The sequence below is a fragment of the Rhodoferax sp. genome, from assembly GCF_034520025.1.
Classification (GTDB): Bacteria; Pseudomonadota; Gammaproteobacteria; order Burkholderiales; family Burkholderiaceae_C; genus Allorhodoferax.
The window spans coordinates 629005-643670 of the sequence record NZ_JAXHNZ010000001.1 but is presented as its reverse complement, the minus strand read 5'-3'; the positions used below and the strand labels follow the sequence as shown (position 1 = coordinate 643670).

The following is a 14666-nucleotide window of genomic DNA, read 5'->3' as shown; positions in this document are numbered from 1 at the left end:
GGGCTTTTTGGCTCTTAAACACGGTTTCAAGCCAAGCTCTCTACCCGCAGCACGCTGGCGTAGCCCAGCACGGTGGGCCAGGCCTCGACCGCTTGCAAGGCGGGGCGCAAGGTGCGCAAGGCCAGCGGGGCGGTTAGCAGCACCAGGCAGCGCAATTCGGGGTCGCTGGGGTGGGGGTGCTGCGCCATGCGCTGCACCTGCACGCCGTCAGCGGCCAGCTGCTGCAACACACGGGGCACGGTAGCGTCCGGGCGGCTCAGGTCCAGGCGCACATAAAAAGCGCTCTCCACATCGTCTGCGCCTACCACCTGCAGGCCAGGCTGCACTCCGCTGGCAAAGCCGAGTGCGGGCACCCGCTGGGCAGGCGACAGGCTGGCACTGCGGGCCAGGTCTACCAGGTCGGCAATGACTGCCGAGCCGGTTGGCTCGGCCCCAGCCCCGGCGCCGTAATACAAAGTGATACCCGCCGCATCGCTCTTGACCATGACCGCATTCATACTGCCATGCACCTGTGCGAGCAAGTGGCTCTCCGGCAGCAAGGTGGGGTGCACCCGCAGCTCTAGCCCGCTGCCATGGCGCTTGGCAATGCCCAGCAGCTTGAGGCGGTAGCCCAGTTGCTCGGCAAAGGTGACGTCGGCCGCGTCCAGACCGGAAATGCCTTGCACCTGCACTTGCGGGTATTGCGGCAACGTGCCAAAGGCGTTGGCCGCCAGCAGGCTGAGCTTGTGCGCGGCATCGGTGCCTTGCACATCCAAGGTGGGGTCGGCCTCGGCGTAGCCCAGGGCTTGGGCCTCGGCCAGCGCGGCGGCAAAGCCCAGCCCCCGCTCGCGCATGGCCGACAAAATGAAGTTGCTGGTGCCGTTGATGATGCCAGCCACCCACTCGATGCGGTTGGCGGTCAGGCCCTCGCGCAGCGCCTTGATGATCGGGATGCTGACCGCCACCGCACCCTCGTAGGCCACCACCACGCCACGGGCTTGGGCGGCGGCAAAGATTTCGGCGCCGTGCTCGGCGAGCAAAGCCTTGTTGGCGGTGACGATGTGCTTGCCGTGCGCAATCGCTTGCAGTACCACGCTGCGGGCCAGCCCGGTGCCGCCCATGACCTCGACCACCACATCGACCTCGGGGCTGCAGACCAGGGCCTGCGGGTTGTCGGTCAGCAGCGGGGTGCCCGGCTGCTCGCCCAGCACGGTGCGGGCACGCGCCAGGTTGCGCACGGCCACCATGCGCACCTCGATCCGGCGGCCGGCGCGGGCGGCAATAACGGCGGCATTGCGCTGGAGCACCGCATAGGTGCCGCCGCCCACCGTGCCCAGCCCAAGCAGGCCTATGCGCAAGGGGGCGGGCGCAACAGGCGGCGCGTTGCCGGCCGGGCTGCTGGCAGAGAGGGAGAAGTGGTCTTGGTACATAAGGTGTCTTCCGGAACAGTTGCGGGCCCGGCTGCCGGGGCCGGTTCGCTCTGCGGGAGGTACACCAGGTGGCAGCCGGAACGGCCACCTGCACGACTCAGGTGGCCGTGGTGGTAATGGTGGTAATGCTGCGTACCGCTGCCTCGCCCGTGTGGGCACGCGCCAAAGCGCGGTGGGGGTTCAAGCAAAAAGGGCACAACATGGGCCGGAGCATAGCACAGGCAAATTGCTCCGCGCGGAGCAAATCAAAACCGCCTCACAGGGTACTGATGTGCGCCAGATTGCCAGCGCAAAGCGCCCGGAAGCCGCCGGAGATGCGGGCGTCTTGCGCGGCAGCACTCCAAAAGCTGCGGGCCAATGCCAGGGCTTGCGGCCATTCCGCCAGGATGGCGGCGGTGGGCTGCAAGGGGCGGTCGGCAAGACTGCGGGGCACCACTTCGCCGCCTACAGGGGCATAGAGCATGGGGAGCATGTCGTAGGCGGGGGCCAAGACCCAGTCGTCGTCTTCAAGCAGCAAAGAGATGTTTCCGTAGTGCCGGTCGGTGTTGGCAATCAAAACGCCAAAGGCCTCGAGCAGACGCAGGGTGCGCGCGTCGGCGGGGCGCAGCAGCTGGCGTTCTTGCATGCGGTTGGCCGTGGCGCCCCAGTTGTCCATGGCGCCAACGTATTCGGCGTCGTACATCATCAGCGACACCATGCCGATGCGGCCCAGCCCCAGCGGATTGGCGGGGCCTAGGGGCGTGCGGTCAAAGCGCTCGACCTCGAGAAACACCCGGCCCGCCGCAGTGCTGATGCGGCTGGCCGCAGCAGCAATGCCTGCGCTGGCCAGGGTTTGCAAAGCCAGGTGCTCGCACACCAGCAGGTCGCGGGTGCGCTGGTCGGTGGGGGCATCACCTGCCGGTGAAAACTTGACCAGCACATGGCGGGCACCGTCGCCCGCTGCGGTGCCGGGCGCGGCTGCATCGCCTTGCACGATAGTGCAGAACTTGGGCTGCTCACCACCGGCGGATGAGCCGCCGATGCTGCCTTGCATGGCGGCTTCGGCCAAGGCGGGGTAGTCCGCAGGCGATGCCACACGACTGGCGCGTTGCGGCAGGGTGTGGAAGCGGGCAAACGCCGCTTCGCCTACCACCAGGTTGCCGGGCAGGTCGTCGCCACACAGGGCGAGGGCGCGCAAGACGTCGTCATCGCTCCAGAAGCGGGGGTCGTTGCCGAGTTGGAGCTCGGGGTGGGTGCTGGCAAAGGTGCGGCCCATGAAGCCTTGAGGGCGCATGTCGTCCAGAAACCAGGGCAGGCCATCAAAGCGGGCACTGAGGCCGTCTTCCTCGTCCACCCACACGGCGCCACTGGCGAGCGGCACCATGCGGCCAAAGGGGCTGGGCTGGCCGTGGGCGTTGATGCGCATGACCGGCACACTGCGACCGACATCGCGCACGGTGCGGGGCAGCACGTAGCGTTGCTTGCGGGCGGCACCCACTTTTTGCACCTCGCCCGACTGAATGAGCGGCTCGAGTGCGCGCGACACCGTGGGCTGGCTCACCTGCAACACCGCTTGCAGCTCGGCGCTGCTGAGCGCCCCGCCCTGGCGGCGCAAGGCTTGCACGATGGTGTGAGAAAGGTCGCTAGCGGCAGGCATGAATGATTATATGAATAGATTTATTCTCCATAAAACCTATTTAAATCAGGTGCTTAGGCGTTTATCTGCATAGATTTATCCTGCAGTGCAGGTGGCTGTCATTGGCACCCGGCGCAAGGCCAGCGACAATCGGGCGCATGACTGACAAATACAAAGCCGCGGCCGAAGCCCGCGAAGCCGCACTCTGCGAACCCTGCCGCGGCATCCAACGCAACTGGCGCCGTGCCCCCGGCCACGCCGAACTAGTGCAAACCCAAAACTGGAAAGAAGAGCGCGGCGGCAAGCCGGTGACCATCACCCGCTGGCGCTGCGACCGCTGCGCCAGCACCTGGGATTACGAAAACGACAAGAATAACCAGCAGGCCGGATGGTCGCTGCCCTCGCGCTAAAGCGCCTTTCAGCCCGCACGGTTCAGACGGGCTTGGCGGGGGCGGTCACAATCGGTAGATGAAAGCTCCCCCCCGCCTCCAGTCCCTGATGGAAGAAGGCCTCATCGACACTGTGGTGCGCCAGCTCATGAGCGGCAAGGAAGCCATGGTGTTTGTGGTGCGCAACGGTGAGCACACCTTGTGCGCCAAAATTTACAAAGAGGCCACCCACCGCAGCTTTCGCCAAGCGGTGGACTACACCGAGAACCGCAGGGTCAAAAACTCACGCTCCGCCCGGGCCATGGCCAAGGGCAGCAAGTTTGGCCGCCAGGAGCAAGAAGCCGCTTGGCAAAGCGCCGAGGTAGACGCGCTCTACCGCCTGGCTGCAGCGGGTGTGCGGGTGCCGCAACCCTATAACTTTCACGATGGCGTGCTGCTCATGGAGCTGGTCACCGACGCCCATGGCGACGCCGCGCCACGCCTGAACGATGTGGCCTTTACGCCCGAACAAGCCCTCACCCACCACGCCACGCTGATCGGCGAGGTGGTGCGCATGTTGTGCGCGGGGGTGGTGCACGGGGATTTGTCGGAGTTCAACATCTTGCTGGCGAACACCGGCGTGGAAGCGGGCGGGGCGGATGTGCCGGTCATCATTGACCTGCCACAGGCGGTGGATGCGGCGGGTAACAACCACGCCCAGCGCATGCTGATGCGCGATGTGGGCAACCTGCGGGATTTTTTCGGGCAGTTTGCGCCCGAGCTGCTTGCCACCGAATACGGCCCCGAGATTTGGAGCATGTACCAGGCCGGTATGTTGGCCAACGACACGCCGCTCACAGGCCGCTACGAGCGCCAACACGCCGATGTGGACATGCTGGCGGTGCTGCGCGAGATCGACGACGCCCGCGCCGAAGACGCCGCACGCCGGCTGCGCATGGCCGGGGGTTAGCAAAACCCACCCGCAGGCCTAGCGCGCACCGATTGCGATGGGTCAGTTGGCGCCATTTGTTGCGAAATCAGCAACTATGCATTTCCATTTAGACGGTTTCTATTCCTAAATAGAAATTGCACAATTCATCCCATCGACGAGACGCAACTTCACTAAACGCCCCATCGATGCTGTTCAGACGGTGTTTGACCGCCGCAGCCAATTCAATCACTTGGAAAGGAACTTCATCATGACTAAAACATTTACTTCTTCTATCGCTATCGCTATTTGCGCTTTGGCTGCTTCCTCCGCTATGGCAGCTCCCAGCACGACCGCTTCGTCCGTGCAGAATTTCGCTTACAGCGACTTGATCAGCCCCCAAGCGTTCGCACGTGTTGCCAGCGACAAGACCCGCGTTCAAGTGCGCGCTGAGATGCTGGTGAAGAACGTGGACACTGCTCCTGTGGAGTTCACAGAGTTGACCAGCCCTAAGGCGTTTGCCAAGCCCGTGTCGACCAAGTCCCGCCAGGACGTGGTTAACGAAATGACCGCCGCACAGAAGTCCAGCAAGACCAATATGTTGGCTCTCATCTCCGGCTTCGAGGGCTAATCAGCTGGTGTTGTGAGTCCACAGAGACTGCAGCACCCATGATGGCTTTGTGCGGTGCGGTTTAATCTGGGGTTGCTATGACAGGCTTGAGCGCTTTGCTCCGGGCAGGCGCATGGCGCCCCACAATACAAACCCCTCACGAAGAACGCGCCGATGAAATACAAAATGGCCCCCAACTCACTGTTTGCGATCTTGTTGCGCAACCCGTGGTGGTACAGCGTTTTGATTGCAGGCGCCATCAGCGCCGTGTGCGCCGCACTGATGCCAAAGGACTTGGTGGTCTTTGGCGTCATGGGGGCGTTTCCGTTCTTGGTGATCGCGGCCATAGCTCTTAAACGGCAATGGAACACGCCGTCTGCAGCGGCCATCGAGGCCGAAACAACGCGCTTGGCTGGCTTGTCTTGGCGGGAGTTTTCGGCAGAGTTAGAGACTAAATTTGTCCGCCAGGGATACCGCGTGACGCGTTTGGGGGCCAACGCCTCGGGGAGTGCGGCCGACTTCCGTTTGGAAAAGGCAGGACAGGTCACCGTGGTCGCTGCCAAGCGCTACAAAGCGGCCACCCATGGGGTGGAGCCGCTCGAAGCTTTGGTAGCCCAGAAAGAAGCACTAGGTGCAGACTTCGCGGTTTATGTGTGCTTGGGCTCTGTGAGCCCGCAAGCAGCCAGATACGCCAAAGAAAAAGCTATCCAACTGGGGCTTTGAGGCACACAGCGCTTCAGCTGCGGGCTTAGCCCAGGTGTTTGCCAAAGAAGTGCAAGGTACGGTCCCACGCTTGCTGCGCCCAGACCGGGTCGTACTGAGTGGCGGGGATACGCCCGGAGCCGACCGCCGTCTCATTGGCAAACGCGTGGTGGGCTAGATAGCGGTGAAACTCAAAGCCGACACCGGCGCTGGTGAGTTTGGCCTCTAGCGCATCTACAGTGTCGATTTTGAAGAACTCGTCCTGGGTAGCCCAGTGGCCTTGCAAGGGCGCCTTGATTTTGCTGGCGTCGATGTAGTCGAGCGGCGGGCAGCCGTACCAGACGACTGCCGCATCGATATCCGGCGATTGGGTCACGCCCAAAAGTGTGAGCGCGCCGCCCATGCAGTAGCCGGTGAGGCCGACCTTGGGGGCGCGGGTTTTCATAAACTGCACTGCACCTGTGATGTCTTGGCTGGCAGCGTCGCCAAAGTCAAGACCCGTCATGAGGTGGTGGGCCTCTTCGGCCTCCACAGTGGATTTGCCCCGGTACAAGTCTGGCACCAATGCCTGAAAGCCGGCCAAGGCCAGCCGGTCGGCCACGCCACGGATCTGGTCGTTCAGGCCCCACCACTCCTGGATGACCACGATGGCCGGGGCGTTGGCTGCGTGGGCCGGTACGGCCAGATAGCCTTGCACGGCTTTGCCGTCGGGGCGCTTGAATTCAACCATGGTTCCCATTGCTGCTCCTGCTGTGTAAAAACGATGCCGCATTGTTACCGCGGCATCGTCACCTGGCCGCAGCGCAGGTTATTCAGACCAGAGTAGGAAACGCGCAAGCAGGATGCGCAGCATTTCGACCTTGTAGGGCTTGGCGAGGTGCTCGTCCATGCCGGCTTCGAGGCAGTCGGCGCGGTCGCGGTCCATTGCGTTGGCGGTCATGGCGATGATGGGGGTGCGGGGCCGCTGTTCCTGGCGCTCCCACGCGCGCATGGCGCGGGTCGCCTCAAGGCCGCCCATGACGGGCATTTGGACATCCATCAGCACCAAGTCCCAGTGACTGCCCTTGAACAGGTCGAGGCCCTCTTGCCCATTTTCGGCGAGCACCACTTCGTAGCGCCATTTGGTCAAAAGAGTGATGGCCAGTTTCTGGTTGATGGGGTGGTCTTCCACCAGCAAGATACGGCAGGGGCCCCATGGGGGTGTAAGCGGCGGATTTGCAGGCGGGTTAGCCACGGGTGGCGCAGACACTTCGGGGGTGTAGACCACCGCCGGGCCCTGCTGGGCGGGCTGCAGCGGCACCGTGAAATAGAAGGTGCTGCCCATGGAGGGCGCGCTCTCGACCCAGATGCCACCGCCCATGAGCTCGACGAGGTTTTTGCAGATGCTCAAGCCCAGCCCGGTGCCGCCAAAGCCCCGGGTGGTAGACGCATCGGCCTGGCTGAAGGACTCAAAAATGTGTTTTTGAGTATCTGCCGACATGCCGATGCCGGTATCGCTCACCGCAAACTGCAGCTCAACCGTGCCACTGGGCAGACGGGTGGAACGGAGCGTGACGCGGATCTGCCCCTCCGAGGTGAACTTGATCGCGTTGTCCACCAGGTTGCTTAGCACTTGGCGGATGCGGCCAGGGTCGCCACGCAACACGGTGGGCACGTTGGTGGGCCAGAGGTATTCGAGTGCGATGTTCTTGGCCTCTGCCCGAGCGATGAGGGGGCGCAAGATGTCGTTGAGGGTTTCCAGCACCGAGAAGTCGATGTGCTCAATATGCAGTTTGCCGGCTTCGATCTTGGAGAAGTCGAGCAGGTCATTCAGGATGACCATCAGGGTCTGCGCCGAGCCTTTGACCGTGCTGAGGTAGTCGCGCTGTTGAGGAGAGAGGTCGGTGTCGAGTGCGAGCTCGGTCATGCCGATGACCCCGATCATCGGGGTGCGGATCTCGTGGCTCATGTTGGCCAGGAACTCGCTTTTGGCATTGTTGGCCTGCTCGGCGGCGCGCTTGGCTTGACGCAGCTCCCGCTCGGTGCGGGTTTTATAGGCCATCATGGCGATCACCGAGGCGACCAGAATCAGGCCGAAAAAGAAGGTGGCGTCAGTGACGTAGCTTTTGGCGACCAGCTCGGCCTTGTCCAGCGGCACCGTGACGTAGAGGGCGCCCAAGAGCTCGTTTTGCTTCCATTGCTTGCCGGGGGTGATGCCCTCTGCGGTGCGGCGGGCCAGGATGTCGGGGCGCTTTTCGTAGGCGTTGTGGCATGCCACGCACGACATGTCGGAGGCGGGGTCGGCCTTGAGGTAGCGCAGCACCCGGATACCGTCTTGCTCGTCGATACGGCTGATGACACGCCATTGCACTAGGTCTGGCGGGGCAGATTTTTCCTGGGTTTCGAGCTGTGGCCAGGCCCAGCGCAGAAAGTCGTCGTTCAGGCCCTGGCCGGGGTCCAGATTCCATTTGCTGACGGGGCGGTAGGCAAACAGGTTATCGGTGTTCTGGCTGGCGGCTTGCGCCATTTGTTTCAAGAACTGCGCTGGAATCGGCACATGGCCGGGCATGGTGAGAAAGTTTTCACTGGGGCCAGAGCCGTCACGGCGCAATTTTTCGGCAATCTCGCGGGAATAGACCGTGCGGGCGGAAGCGGCTTGGCTGGCGACTACCTGTGCAATCGAGAGCGCCTGATGGTCTACGGTTTTTTGCACCGTGTTGCGAACGACCAGATAGCCCAGCACCAAGGCCAACAAAAGCAGCGCCACCAAAAACAAGTAGCCGCTCGAAATACGCCTGGTTCGTGGATTCACCATGCGTCTGATTATGGCGGAACAGCCACCAAAGGCGTGTGTCGCCTTTGTGCGTTTACTGGCTAACTCTGGCGTGCGCGGCGCATAGCGTCGAGCTTGGGTTTCATATAGAAACCCATGAAAAAACCGATCAGCAGCCCGATAGGCAGCGAGCGGCTGAAGGCCTTCCACCAGTAGAGCGGCAAAGTGGCGTCCCAAGGGCTGTTGATTAGCGAGATGACCAGCGCCAACAGACTTTCAATGGCCAATGAGCTGAGCAACGACACCACCACTTTGCCCCACAACGGGCTGAGATCAGGCGCAACCAGGGCTACGAGCTTTTCTAGTTGTGCGATGCCCAGCAAAATCAGTGGCAGCATCACCAGGCAGGTCGCGAAGTTGCGCGCCCATAGCGCTGCAAACGGGGCACCAACTGCGGCATTGGCCCAGGTCATGAAGGCGCTGAGCAACAAAGCGATCACAGGCAGGATGAGAACGGGCGGTGGAATTTTGCGGAAGGCAGAAGTAGGCATGTAAGCGTTAATAGTTGACAATATCAACATTGTAGAAATATTGGTTGATAAAGTCAACCATGTAGCGCCATGCCAACCGCACCGCCTTCCCCACCGACCCGCTCTACCCCCGCCGAGACCCGGCTGACAGTCGCCACATTTGTCGCGTTTATGACGGCCTCAGGCCAGGCGCAGCAAATCCTCAAGGCCCGCATGCTGGCTGCCGACATTGAGCAGGGCCTAGGCCCGCTGCACTTGCACGCGCTGTGCCTGTGCCAGCGTAGTCCCGGGGCGACCCAGCAACAACTGGTGCAGTCGATGGGGCGGGACAAGGGCCAAATGGCCCGCCTGATCCGCGAGCTGGAAGACCGGCAACTGCTGGTGCGCACCCCCGATGAGCGGGACCGTCGGGTGTGGCGCCTGAGCCTGACGCCCGAGGGGGAACAGAAAAGTGCCTGGTTTCTGGCCCTGGAGGCCACACTGGCCGAAGACCTGTTTGGCGCGCTGGGCGAGGCGGAGGCCGCGTCTTTGTTTGCAGTCTTGCAGACGGTGCAAGCTCGCATGGACGGATGGGAACCCCATGCATAAGCCGGTTCCCGCAGAACCCCACGCGGTCTCGCGCCTGCGCGCTGCACGCCTGGCCCGCAGCAGTAAGCCGTTCCTGGCGCGCGGCGGTATGAAGGGGGAGCGCTGCCCGGGCTGCCGCATCAACCCGGCGCACTGCATTTGCGCATTACAGCCCCGAGTGCAGGCGCGCGCTGGAGTGTGCCTGATCATGGCGGACATTGAGCCCCTCAAACCCAGCAACACGGGGTGGCTGATTGCCGATGTGGTGGCTGACACTTATGCCTTCGGCTGGGCGCGCACCGAGGTCGACCCCGCCTTACTAGCCCTGCTGGCAGACCCGCAGTGGCTGCCGGTGGTGGTATTCCCCGGCGAGTTTGTGACGCCGGGGCGGGTGATGAACACCTTGCCACCGCCGGCATTGGTGCCGGAGGGGGCAGACGCCGTGTCTGCCAAGCGACCCCTGTTTATCTTGCTAGACGCCACCTGGCCGGAAGCGCGCAAGATGTTCCGCAAGAGCCCTTACCTCGACCGGTTCCCGGTGCTCAGCTTGCAGCCCGAGCAGATCTCGCGCTACCAGTTGCGCCGTAGCCGCAGAGAAGACCACTTTTGCACCAGTGAAGTGGGGGCCTTGTGCCTCGAACTGGCCGGCGAGACCCGTGCCGCCCGGGCGCTGGAGGCTTGGCTAGAGGTGTACACCCACCACTATTTGCAGGCCAAGCACCAGCTCCCCCCGCACCTCGACACACCGGCGCACCTCGCGTTACAACACTTGGCGCAAGAAGCTGTGCCGGCCGGTGGATAATCCGCTCCTGTTTTGATAGCTACTCGCGCACTTAAAACCTGCGCTAGAGGCCGATTTGACTCTAAAACCCGGAGAGCCCCGCCATGCCGCACTTGGTTGTTTTGTACACCGCGAATCTCGACCGTGAGGCCGATATGTCCGGCCTGTGTCGCAGTTTGTGCGACACCATGCTCGCCCAGCGCGACGAGAGCGGCAAACAAGTCTTCCCCACTGGTGGTACCCGCGTGCTGGCCTACCCGGCTGCGCACAGCGCTGTGGCCGACGGCAAGGGCGACTACGGTTTTGTGTACATGAACCTGCGCATGGCCAAGGGCCGCAGCCCGGTGGTGCACCAGCAAATGGGCGAGACCCTCAAGGCCACTGCTGGCACCTATCTGGCGGCGGTGTTGGCCAGCAAACCCTTAGGGATCACGGTGCAGATCGATGAAGGCCACGAAGTGTTTGACGGCAAGCACAGCACCCTGCACCCCCTGTTTAGCAAGGCCTGAGGCATGGCGCTGCCACCACACCCCGCACTGTCACCGGCTGCCCCCGACCTCACACACATCGTGAAGGTGCAGCTCACCATCGGCTTGATGCTGGCGGCGATTGCCTTACCCTGGGTCAGCCCGCTGTCCTGGGGACCTAACCCTGACATGCTCCAGCGCTTGGGCACGGTGGGCTGCTGCGCGTTGTTTTTGCTGGTATGGGTGATAGGCGGGTACCGGATGTCCCGCTACGCGCTGGTCGCCACTGTGGCCTGGGGCTGGCTGCTCGCTGCCCTGCTCAGCACCGGCATGGCTTGGCTGCAATTCTTTGGGGCGGTGGACCCCAGCTGGTCGGACTGGATCATGCAGACAACCCAAGGCACGGCATTCGCCAACCTGCGCCAGCGCAACCAGCTCGCCACACTCACCTCCATCGGCTTGCTGAGCCTGCTGTGGTTGGCACACAGGCCGGCAGTTGCGGCACCACTGGCCATGCCAGCCTTGCGCACGGCAGCGCTGGGGGCTGCAGTGTTATTGCTGGCCGGGGGCAACGCAGCCAGCAGCTCCCGCACGGGTGCCTTGCAGTGGATATTGATCGCTGCGGTGGCGTGGTTCTGGAGCCGCAGCAGCACCAACGCGGCCAAGGGCACCGCTTGGCGCTTGGGCCTGTGGGCGCTGGCGGCCTACCTTGCGGCCAACGTAGCGCTGCCGTTTGCACTGCAAGCCCTGACCGGGCAAGTACCTACCAATGCCCTGGCGCGTTTTTCAGAAGACGCAGGCTCTCAAAGCCGCATGATTCTGTGGGCGAATGTGATTGAGCTGATCAGCGTGCATCCATGGACCGGCTGGGGCTGGGGAGAGCTGAAGTTTGCCCATTTCATGCACCCCTATACCGGTGCGCGGTTCAGTGAAATTCTGGACAACGCGCACAACCTGCCCTTGCAATTGGCGGTGGAGCTGGGGCTGCCGGCTGCGACCCTGCTGTGTGGTGGCGCGCTGGTTTTGCCGGCCCGCGCCAAGCCGTGGCGCGCACAGCACCCTACTACCCAGTTGGCCTGGGGTGTGCTGCTGGTGATCGGGCTGCATAGCCTGCTGGAGTACCCCCTGTGGTACGGGCCGTTTCAGGTTGCGGTCCTGTTGGCGATAGGCATGTTGTGCACTCCGCAGCGCCAGCAAGGGAGCGGCCTGCAACGAAACGGTCTTCGTTTGGTGGCCTGTGGTCTGGCGGGCGCATTGATTGCCATCACGGCCTTCACCGGCTGGGAGTATTCGCGGGTGAGTCAGCTTTATATACATCCCCAGGCGCGCAGCCCTGAGCTGAAAGACAACACCTACGAAAAAGTCAAAGACGCGGTGCTGTTTCGCAGCGCAGTGCAGTTTGCGTATGTAACCACCACACCGGTAACGCCTGAGACAGCTCGCGCTCTGTACACCGCTGCGCTGCAAACCATGCACTACTCGCCCGAACCGAGGGTGATTGAGGTGCTGCTGGAAAGTGCGGCCCTGCTGGGCTTGGAGAGCCCGCTGACCGCCCACATCCGCGAGCGGGGCAAAGTGCTCTACCCGTCGCGCTAGCCTGCCTTGCGCTCTGTTGCGACCCAGCGGCTGAACCACCAGCCCTCGAGGCTGTACACCCCCAAGGCGGCCCAGATCAGGCAAAAGCCGATGGCCCGGGCCGCCTCGAAGGGTTCGCCATAAAGCCACACACCAATCAGCAGTTGCAGGCTGGGGGAGATGTATTGCAGGATGCCCATGGTGGCCATGGACACCCGGCGCGCACCGGCTGCAAACAAGAGCAAGGGCACCGCGGTAAACGGGCCGGCCAGCAGCAGCCAACCGATATCCGACGCACTGCCCTGGACCAAGGCGCCCTGGCCGTGCAGGCCCCACCACAGCAGCAGGCCGCCCGCTACCGGTGCGAGCACCAACGTCTCCAGCGTGAGGCCTTCCAATGCGCCCAAAGCGCCCACTTTGCGCAACAAGCCATAGAACCCGAAAGTGACCGCCAACACCAGCGCCACCCACGGCACATGGCCCGAGAGCAGTGCCAGCCAGAGCACGCCGGCGGCCGCCACAGCCACCGCGATCCATTGACCAGGGCGCGGGCGCTCGTGCAAAAACACAAAGCCCAGCCCCACGTTGACCAGCGGCAGAATGAAATAACCCAAGCTGGCGTCGAGCACATGGCCGTTTTGCACCGCCCACACGTACACCAGCCAGTTCACCCCCAGCAGCACGGCCGAGAGGGCAAACGCCCCCATCACTTGAGGGGTGCGCCACACCGCGCCCAACCATGCCCACTGGCGACGCATGGCCAACACCGCCAGCAACAGGACCATGCACCAGACAGTGCGGTGCATCACCACCTCCAGGGCGGGGATGGCGGAGAGTTGCTTGAAATAAAGTGGGAAAAGGCCCCAAGCCAGATAGGCCAGGGCCGCATACAGGACGCCGATTTGCATCCGACGAGCTTACCCGCCCCGGCGCAGCACCAAAAATCCGAACGCCGTTGCAGTCAGGTACATGCTCACCGAGTAAATCGCAGCTGGCAGACCCAGTTGCAGATTGCCCAAGACCGATAACGCCACAAAAATCGCCAAGGTGGAGTTGTGGATACCGATCTCAAAACTCACCGCCGTGGCCAGCGGCTTGGCAAGCCCCGCTGCCCGTGACAGGTAGTAGCCGACCAGCAAGCTGGCGAGGTTGAAGGCCAACACCACAGGGCCAAGGCTGTTGATGGATGCGGTGAGTGCGCTCCACTCTTTGACGATGGCAATCCACGAGAACGCAGCCAGCACCACCGCGCTGAAGGCCTTCATGGGCGACCCCATGCGTTCGCTAAAGCCGGGCTGGCGGCGCCGCACCACCATGCCGATGAGCACAGGCACCATCACTACACCCACCACCTCGAGCACCTTGCCGAATTGCAAGGGGACTACTTGGCCGGTTTGCAAATACGTAGCAATCGCCCAATTCGCAATGAGAGGAAGGCTGACGATGGAGAGCACCGTGTTGATGGCGGTGAGCGAAATATTCATCGCCACATTGCCGCCAAACAGGTGGCTGAACAGATTCGCCGACACCCCGCCCGGAGAGGCCGCCAGCAACATCAGACCCACCGCGTAGATCGGCTGAACGCCCAACAGCACGATCAGCGCGACCGCCACTGCCGGCAGTGCCACCATTTGCAATACGAGGGCCAGCAAGACGGCGCGCGGGTGCTCACGCAAGCGGGCAAAATCCCGAACGGTTAATGACAAACCTAAGCCGAACATCACCAACGCGAGCGCCAGTAGCAACAAGGTGGGCAGCGCAGCGGTGAAACTCATGCTGCCAGGCCGGTAGCAGCGGGGGTCGCGCCTAAGCGGCGACGGATTTCATCGCGCACCTCGGTGCGCATGTTCAAGTGAAACGCCACCTCGGCCACGAGGAAAAGCGGACCCACCAGCAAGCCGATCAGGTCATCCACAAAGGCCGGTTTCTTGCCCTCGTAGTAATGGCCCACAAACTGGAACGCCCAGCCCACCACAAACAAGCCAATGCCCCAGCCCAACCAGACACCGGTGCTCTGCGCCGCAAACCATTGGCTGGCCGCCAGCGCTGCAGCCAACAGCACCGCCATGACGACACCAAAACGTGCATCGAGGCGGGTGTAAAACCAGGTGGACCCCAAGGCCACCAACACAGCAGGGTTGAGGTGCAGCCCGGCGGCAGACCACTGGGGTCGGGATAACAAAATCGTGACGGCCAGAACAATCATCGGGATACCCACAAAGTGGGTGGCGATGTTGCGGCCATTCTCGTGATAGGCCGCGTATTGGGTCAGGTGGTCGGTGAGGGTTTTCATAGGGGTCTCCTTGGCTGTGGGGGGATCATGGGCGCAGGTATGCTTGCCGTCTGTCAAGTACCCGACACA

16 protein-coding genes are annotated in these 14666 nt (G+C 62.9%); 8 read left to right on the top strand and 8 right to left on the bottom strand.

What is annotated here, in order from left to right:
- Positions 1-26 precede the first annotated feature (26 nt).
- Positions 27-1409: a homoserine dehydrogenase gene (locus U5L73_RS03090; protein WP_322560983.1), complete on the bottom strand. Its 1383-nt coding sequence runs from the start codon at positions 1407-1409 to the stop codon at positions 27-29.
- Between the two features lie 256 nt (positions 1410-1665).
- Entirely contained in the window at positions 1666-3045 is a 1380-nt protein-coding gene (gene yjjJ / locus U5L73_RS03085) for a type II toxin-antitoxin system HipA family toxin YjjJ (RefSeq protein ID WP_322560982.1), read from the bottom strand.
- A 137-nt stretch (positions 3046-3182) separates the two neighbouring features.
- Here yjjJ and U5L73_RS03080 point away from each other — a divergent pair, with 137 nt between their 5' ends.
- The 4 genes from U5L73_RS03080 to U5L73_RS03065 all read left to right on the top strand — a co-directional run bounded on the left by U5L73_RS03080 (position 3183) and on the right by U5L73_RS03065 (position 5653).
- Positions 3183-3434, top strand: a complete 252-nt coding sequence (locus U5L73_RS03080) for a hypothetical protein (RefSeq protein ID WP_313874753.1) — start codon at positions 3183-3185, stop codon at positions 3432-3434.
- A gap of 58 nt (positions 3435-3492) precedes the next feature.
- Positions 3493-4362, top strand: a complete 870-nt coding sequence (locus tag U5L73_RS03075) for a PA4780 family RIO1-like protein kinase (protein WP_322560981.1) — start codon at positions 3493-3495, stop codon at positions 4360-4362.
- Between the two features lie 229 nt (positions 4363-4591).
- Positions 4592-4951, top strand: a complete 360-nt coding sequence (locus U5L73_RS03070; protein WP_322560980.1) for a hypothetical protein — start codon at positions 4592-4594, stop codon at positions 4949-4951.
- Between the two features lie 165 nt (positions 4952-5116).
- On the top strand, positions 5117-5653 hold the full coding sequence (locus U5L73_RS03065) for a restriction endonuclease (protein ID WP_322560979.1): 537 nt from the start codon (positions 5117-5119) through the stop codon (positions 5651-5653).
- Positions 5654-5678: 25 nt separating this feature from the next.
- Here U5L73_RS03065 and U5L73_RS03060 read toward each other — a convergent pair whose 3' ends face one another.
- The 3 genes from U5L73_RS03060 to U5L73_RS03050 all read right to left on the bottom strand — a co-directional run bounded on the left by U5L73_RS03060 (position 5679) and on the right by U5L73_RS03050 (position 8935).
- Positions 5679-6362: a dienelactone hydrolase family protein gene (locus U5L73_RS03060; RefSeq protein ID WP_416221274.1), complete on the bottom strand. Its 684-nt coding sequence runs from the start codon at positions 6360-6362 to the stop codon at positions 5679-5681.
- A 78-nt stretch (positions 6363-6440) separates the two neighbouring features.
- Complete coding sequence (locus U5L73_RS03055) at positions 6441-8423, bottom strand: ATP-binding protein (protein WP_322560977.1); 1983 nt, start codon at positions 8421-8423, stop codon at positions 6441-6443.
- A gap of 62 nt (positions 8424-8485) precedes the next feature.
- On the bottom strand, positions 8486-8935 hold the full coding sequence (locus U5L73_RS03050; RefSeq protein ID WP_322560976.1) for a DUF2798 domain-containing protein: 450 nt from the start codon (positions 8933-8935) through the stop codon (positions 8486-8488).
- 69 nt (positions 8936-9004) lie between these two features.
- On the opposite strand from U5L73_RS03050, the gene U5L73_RS03045 reads away from it, so the two are divergent.
- The 4 genes from U5L73_RS03045 (at position 9005) to U5L73_RS03030 (ending at position 12325) form a co-directional block, all read left to right on the top strand.
- Entirely contained in the window at positions 9005-9502 is a 498-nt protein-coding gene (locus U5L73_RS03045; protein WP_322560975.1) for a MarR family winged helix-turn-helix transcriptional regulator, read from the top strand.
- Positions 9495-10283: a tRNA-uridine aminocarboxypropyltransferase gene (locus U5L73_RS03040; protein WP_322560974.1), complete on the top strand. Its 789-nt coding sequence runs from the start codon at positions 9495-9497 to the stop codon at positions 10281-10283. The genes U5L73_RS03045 and U5L73_RS03040 overlap by 8 nt, the downstream gene beginning before the upstream one ends.
- A gap of 83 nt (positions 10284-10366) precedes the next feature.
- Positions 10367-10771: a 5-carboxymethyl-2-hydroxymuconate isomerase gene (locus tag U5L73_RS03035; RefSeq protein ID WP_322560973.1), complete on the top strand. Its 405-nt coding sequence runs from the start codon at positions 10367-10369 to the stop codon at positions 10769-10771.
- Between the two features lie 3 nt (positions 10772-10774).
- The gene (locus U5L73_RS03030; RefSeq protein WP_322560972.1) at positions 10775-12325 is read left to right on the top strand and encodes a Wzy polymerase domain-containing protein; all 1551 of its coding nucleotides are present in this window, start codon (positions 10775-10777) and stop codon (positions 12323-12325) included.
- Here U5L73_RS03030 and rarD read toward each other — a convergent pair.
- The 3 genes from rarD to U5L73_RS03015 are packed head-to-tail and all read right to left on the bottom strand — an operon-like array spanning position 12322 to position 14597.
- A complete protein-coding gene (gene rarD / locus U5L73_RS03025; protein ID WP_322560971.1) occupies positions 12322-13212 on the bottom strand; it encodes an EamA family transporter RarD in 891 nt (296 codons plus the stop codon). The genes U5L73_RS03030 and rarD overlap by 4 nt on opposite strands.
- A gap of 9 nt (positions 13213-13221) precedes the next feature.
- Complete coding sequence (locus U5L73_RS03020) at positions 13222-14079, bottom strand: bile acid:sodium symporter family protein (protein ID WP_322560970.1); 858 nt, start codon at positions 14077-14079, stop codon at positions 13222-13224.
- The gene (locus U5L73_RS03015) at positions 14076-14597 is read right to left on the bottom strand and encodes a DUF962 domain-containing protein (RefSeq protein ID WP_322560969.1); all 522 of its coding nucleotides are present in this window, start codon (positions 14595-14597) and stop codon (positions 14076-14078) included. The genes U5L73_RS03020 and U5L73_RS03015 overlap by 4 nt, the downstream gene beginning before the upstream one ends.
- Positions 14598-14666: the final 69 nt, after the last annotated feature.

Bases quoted from the DNA above. Each gene is read 5' to 3' on its own strand.
- U5L73_RS03090 (WP_322560983.1), bottom strand. From the start codon at position 1,409: ATGTACCAAGACCACTTCTCCCTCTCTGCCAGCAGCCCGGCCGGCAAC.
- yjjJ (WP_322560982.1), bottom strand. From the start codon at position 3,045: ATGCCTGCCGCTAGCGACCTTTCTCACACCATCGTGCAAGCCTTGCGC.
- U5L73_RS03080 (WP_313874753.1), top strand. From the start codon at position 3,183: ATGACTGACAAATACAAAGCCGCGGCCGAAGCCCGCGAAGCCGCACTC.
- U5L73_RS03075 (WP_322560981.1), top strand. From the start codon at position 3,493: ATGAAAGCTCCCCCCCGCCTCCAGTCCCTGATGGAAGAAGGCCTCATC.
- U5L73_RS03070 (WP_322560980.1), top strand. From the start codon at position 4,592: ATGACTAAAACATTTACTTCTTCTATCGCTATCGCTATTTGCGCTTTG.
- U5L73_RS03065 (WP_322560979.1), top strand. From the start codon at position 5,117: ATGGCCCCCAACTCACTGTTTGCGATCTTGTTGCGCAACCCGTGGTGG.
- U5L73_RS03060 (WP_416221274.1), bottom strand. From the start codon at position 6,362: ATGGTTGAATTCAAGCGCCCCGACGGCAAAGCCGTGCAAGGCTATCTG.
- U5L73_RS03050 (WP_322560976.1), bottom strand. From the start codon at position 8,935: ATGCCTACTTCTGCCTTCCGCAAAATTCCACCGCCCGTTCTCATCCTG.
- U5L73_RS03045 (WP_322560975.1), top strand. From the start codon at position 9,005: ATGCCAACCGCACCGCCTTCCCCACCGACCCGCTCTACCCCCGCCGAG.
- U5L73_RS03040 (WP_322560974.1), top strand. From the start codon at position 9,495: ATGCATAAGCCGGTTCCCGCAGAACCCCACGCGGTCTCGCGCCTGCGC.
- U5L73_RS03035 (WP_322560973.1), top strand. From the start codon at position 10,367: ATGCCGCACTTGGTTGTTTTGTACACCGCGAATCTCGACCGTGAGGCC.
- U5L73_RS03030 (WP_322560972.1), top strand. From the start codon at position 10,775: ATGGCGCTGCCACCACACCCCGCACTGTCACCGGCTGCCCCCGACCTC.
- rarD (WP_322560971.1), bottom strand. From the start codon at position 13,212: ATGCAAATCGGCGTCCTGTATGCGGCCCTGGCCTATCTGGCTTGGGGC.
- U5L73_RS03020 (WP_322560970.1), bottom strand. From the start codon at position 14,079: ATGAGTTTCACCGCTGCGCTGCCCACCTTGTTGCTACTGGCGCTCGCG.
- U5L73_RS03015 (WP_322560969.1), bottom strand. From the start codon at position 14,597: ATGAAAACCCTCACCGACCACCTGACCCAATACGCGGCCTATCACGAG.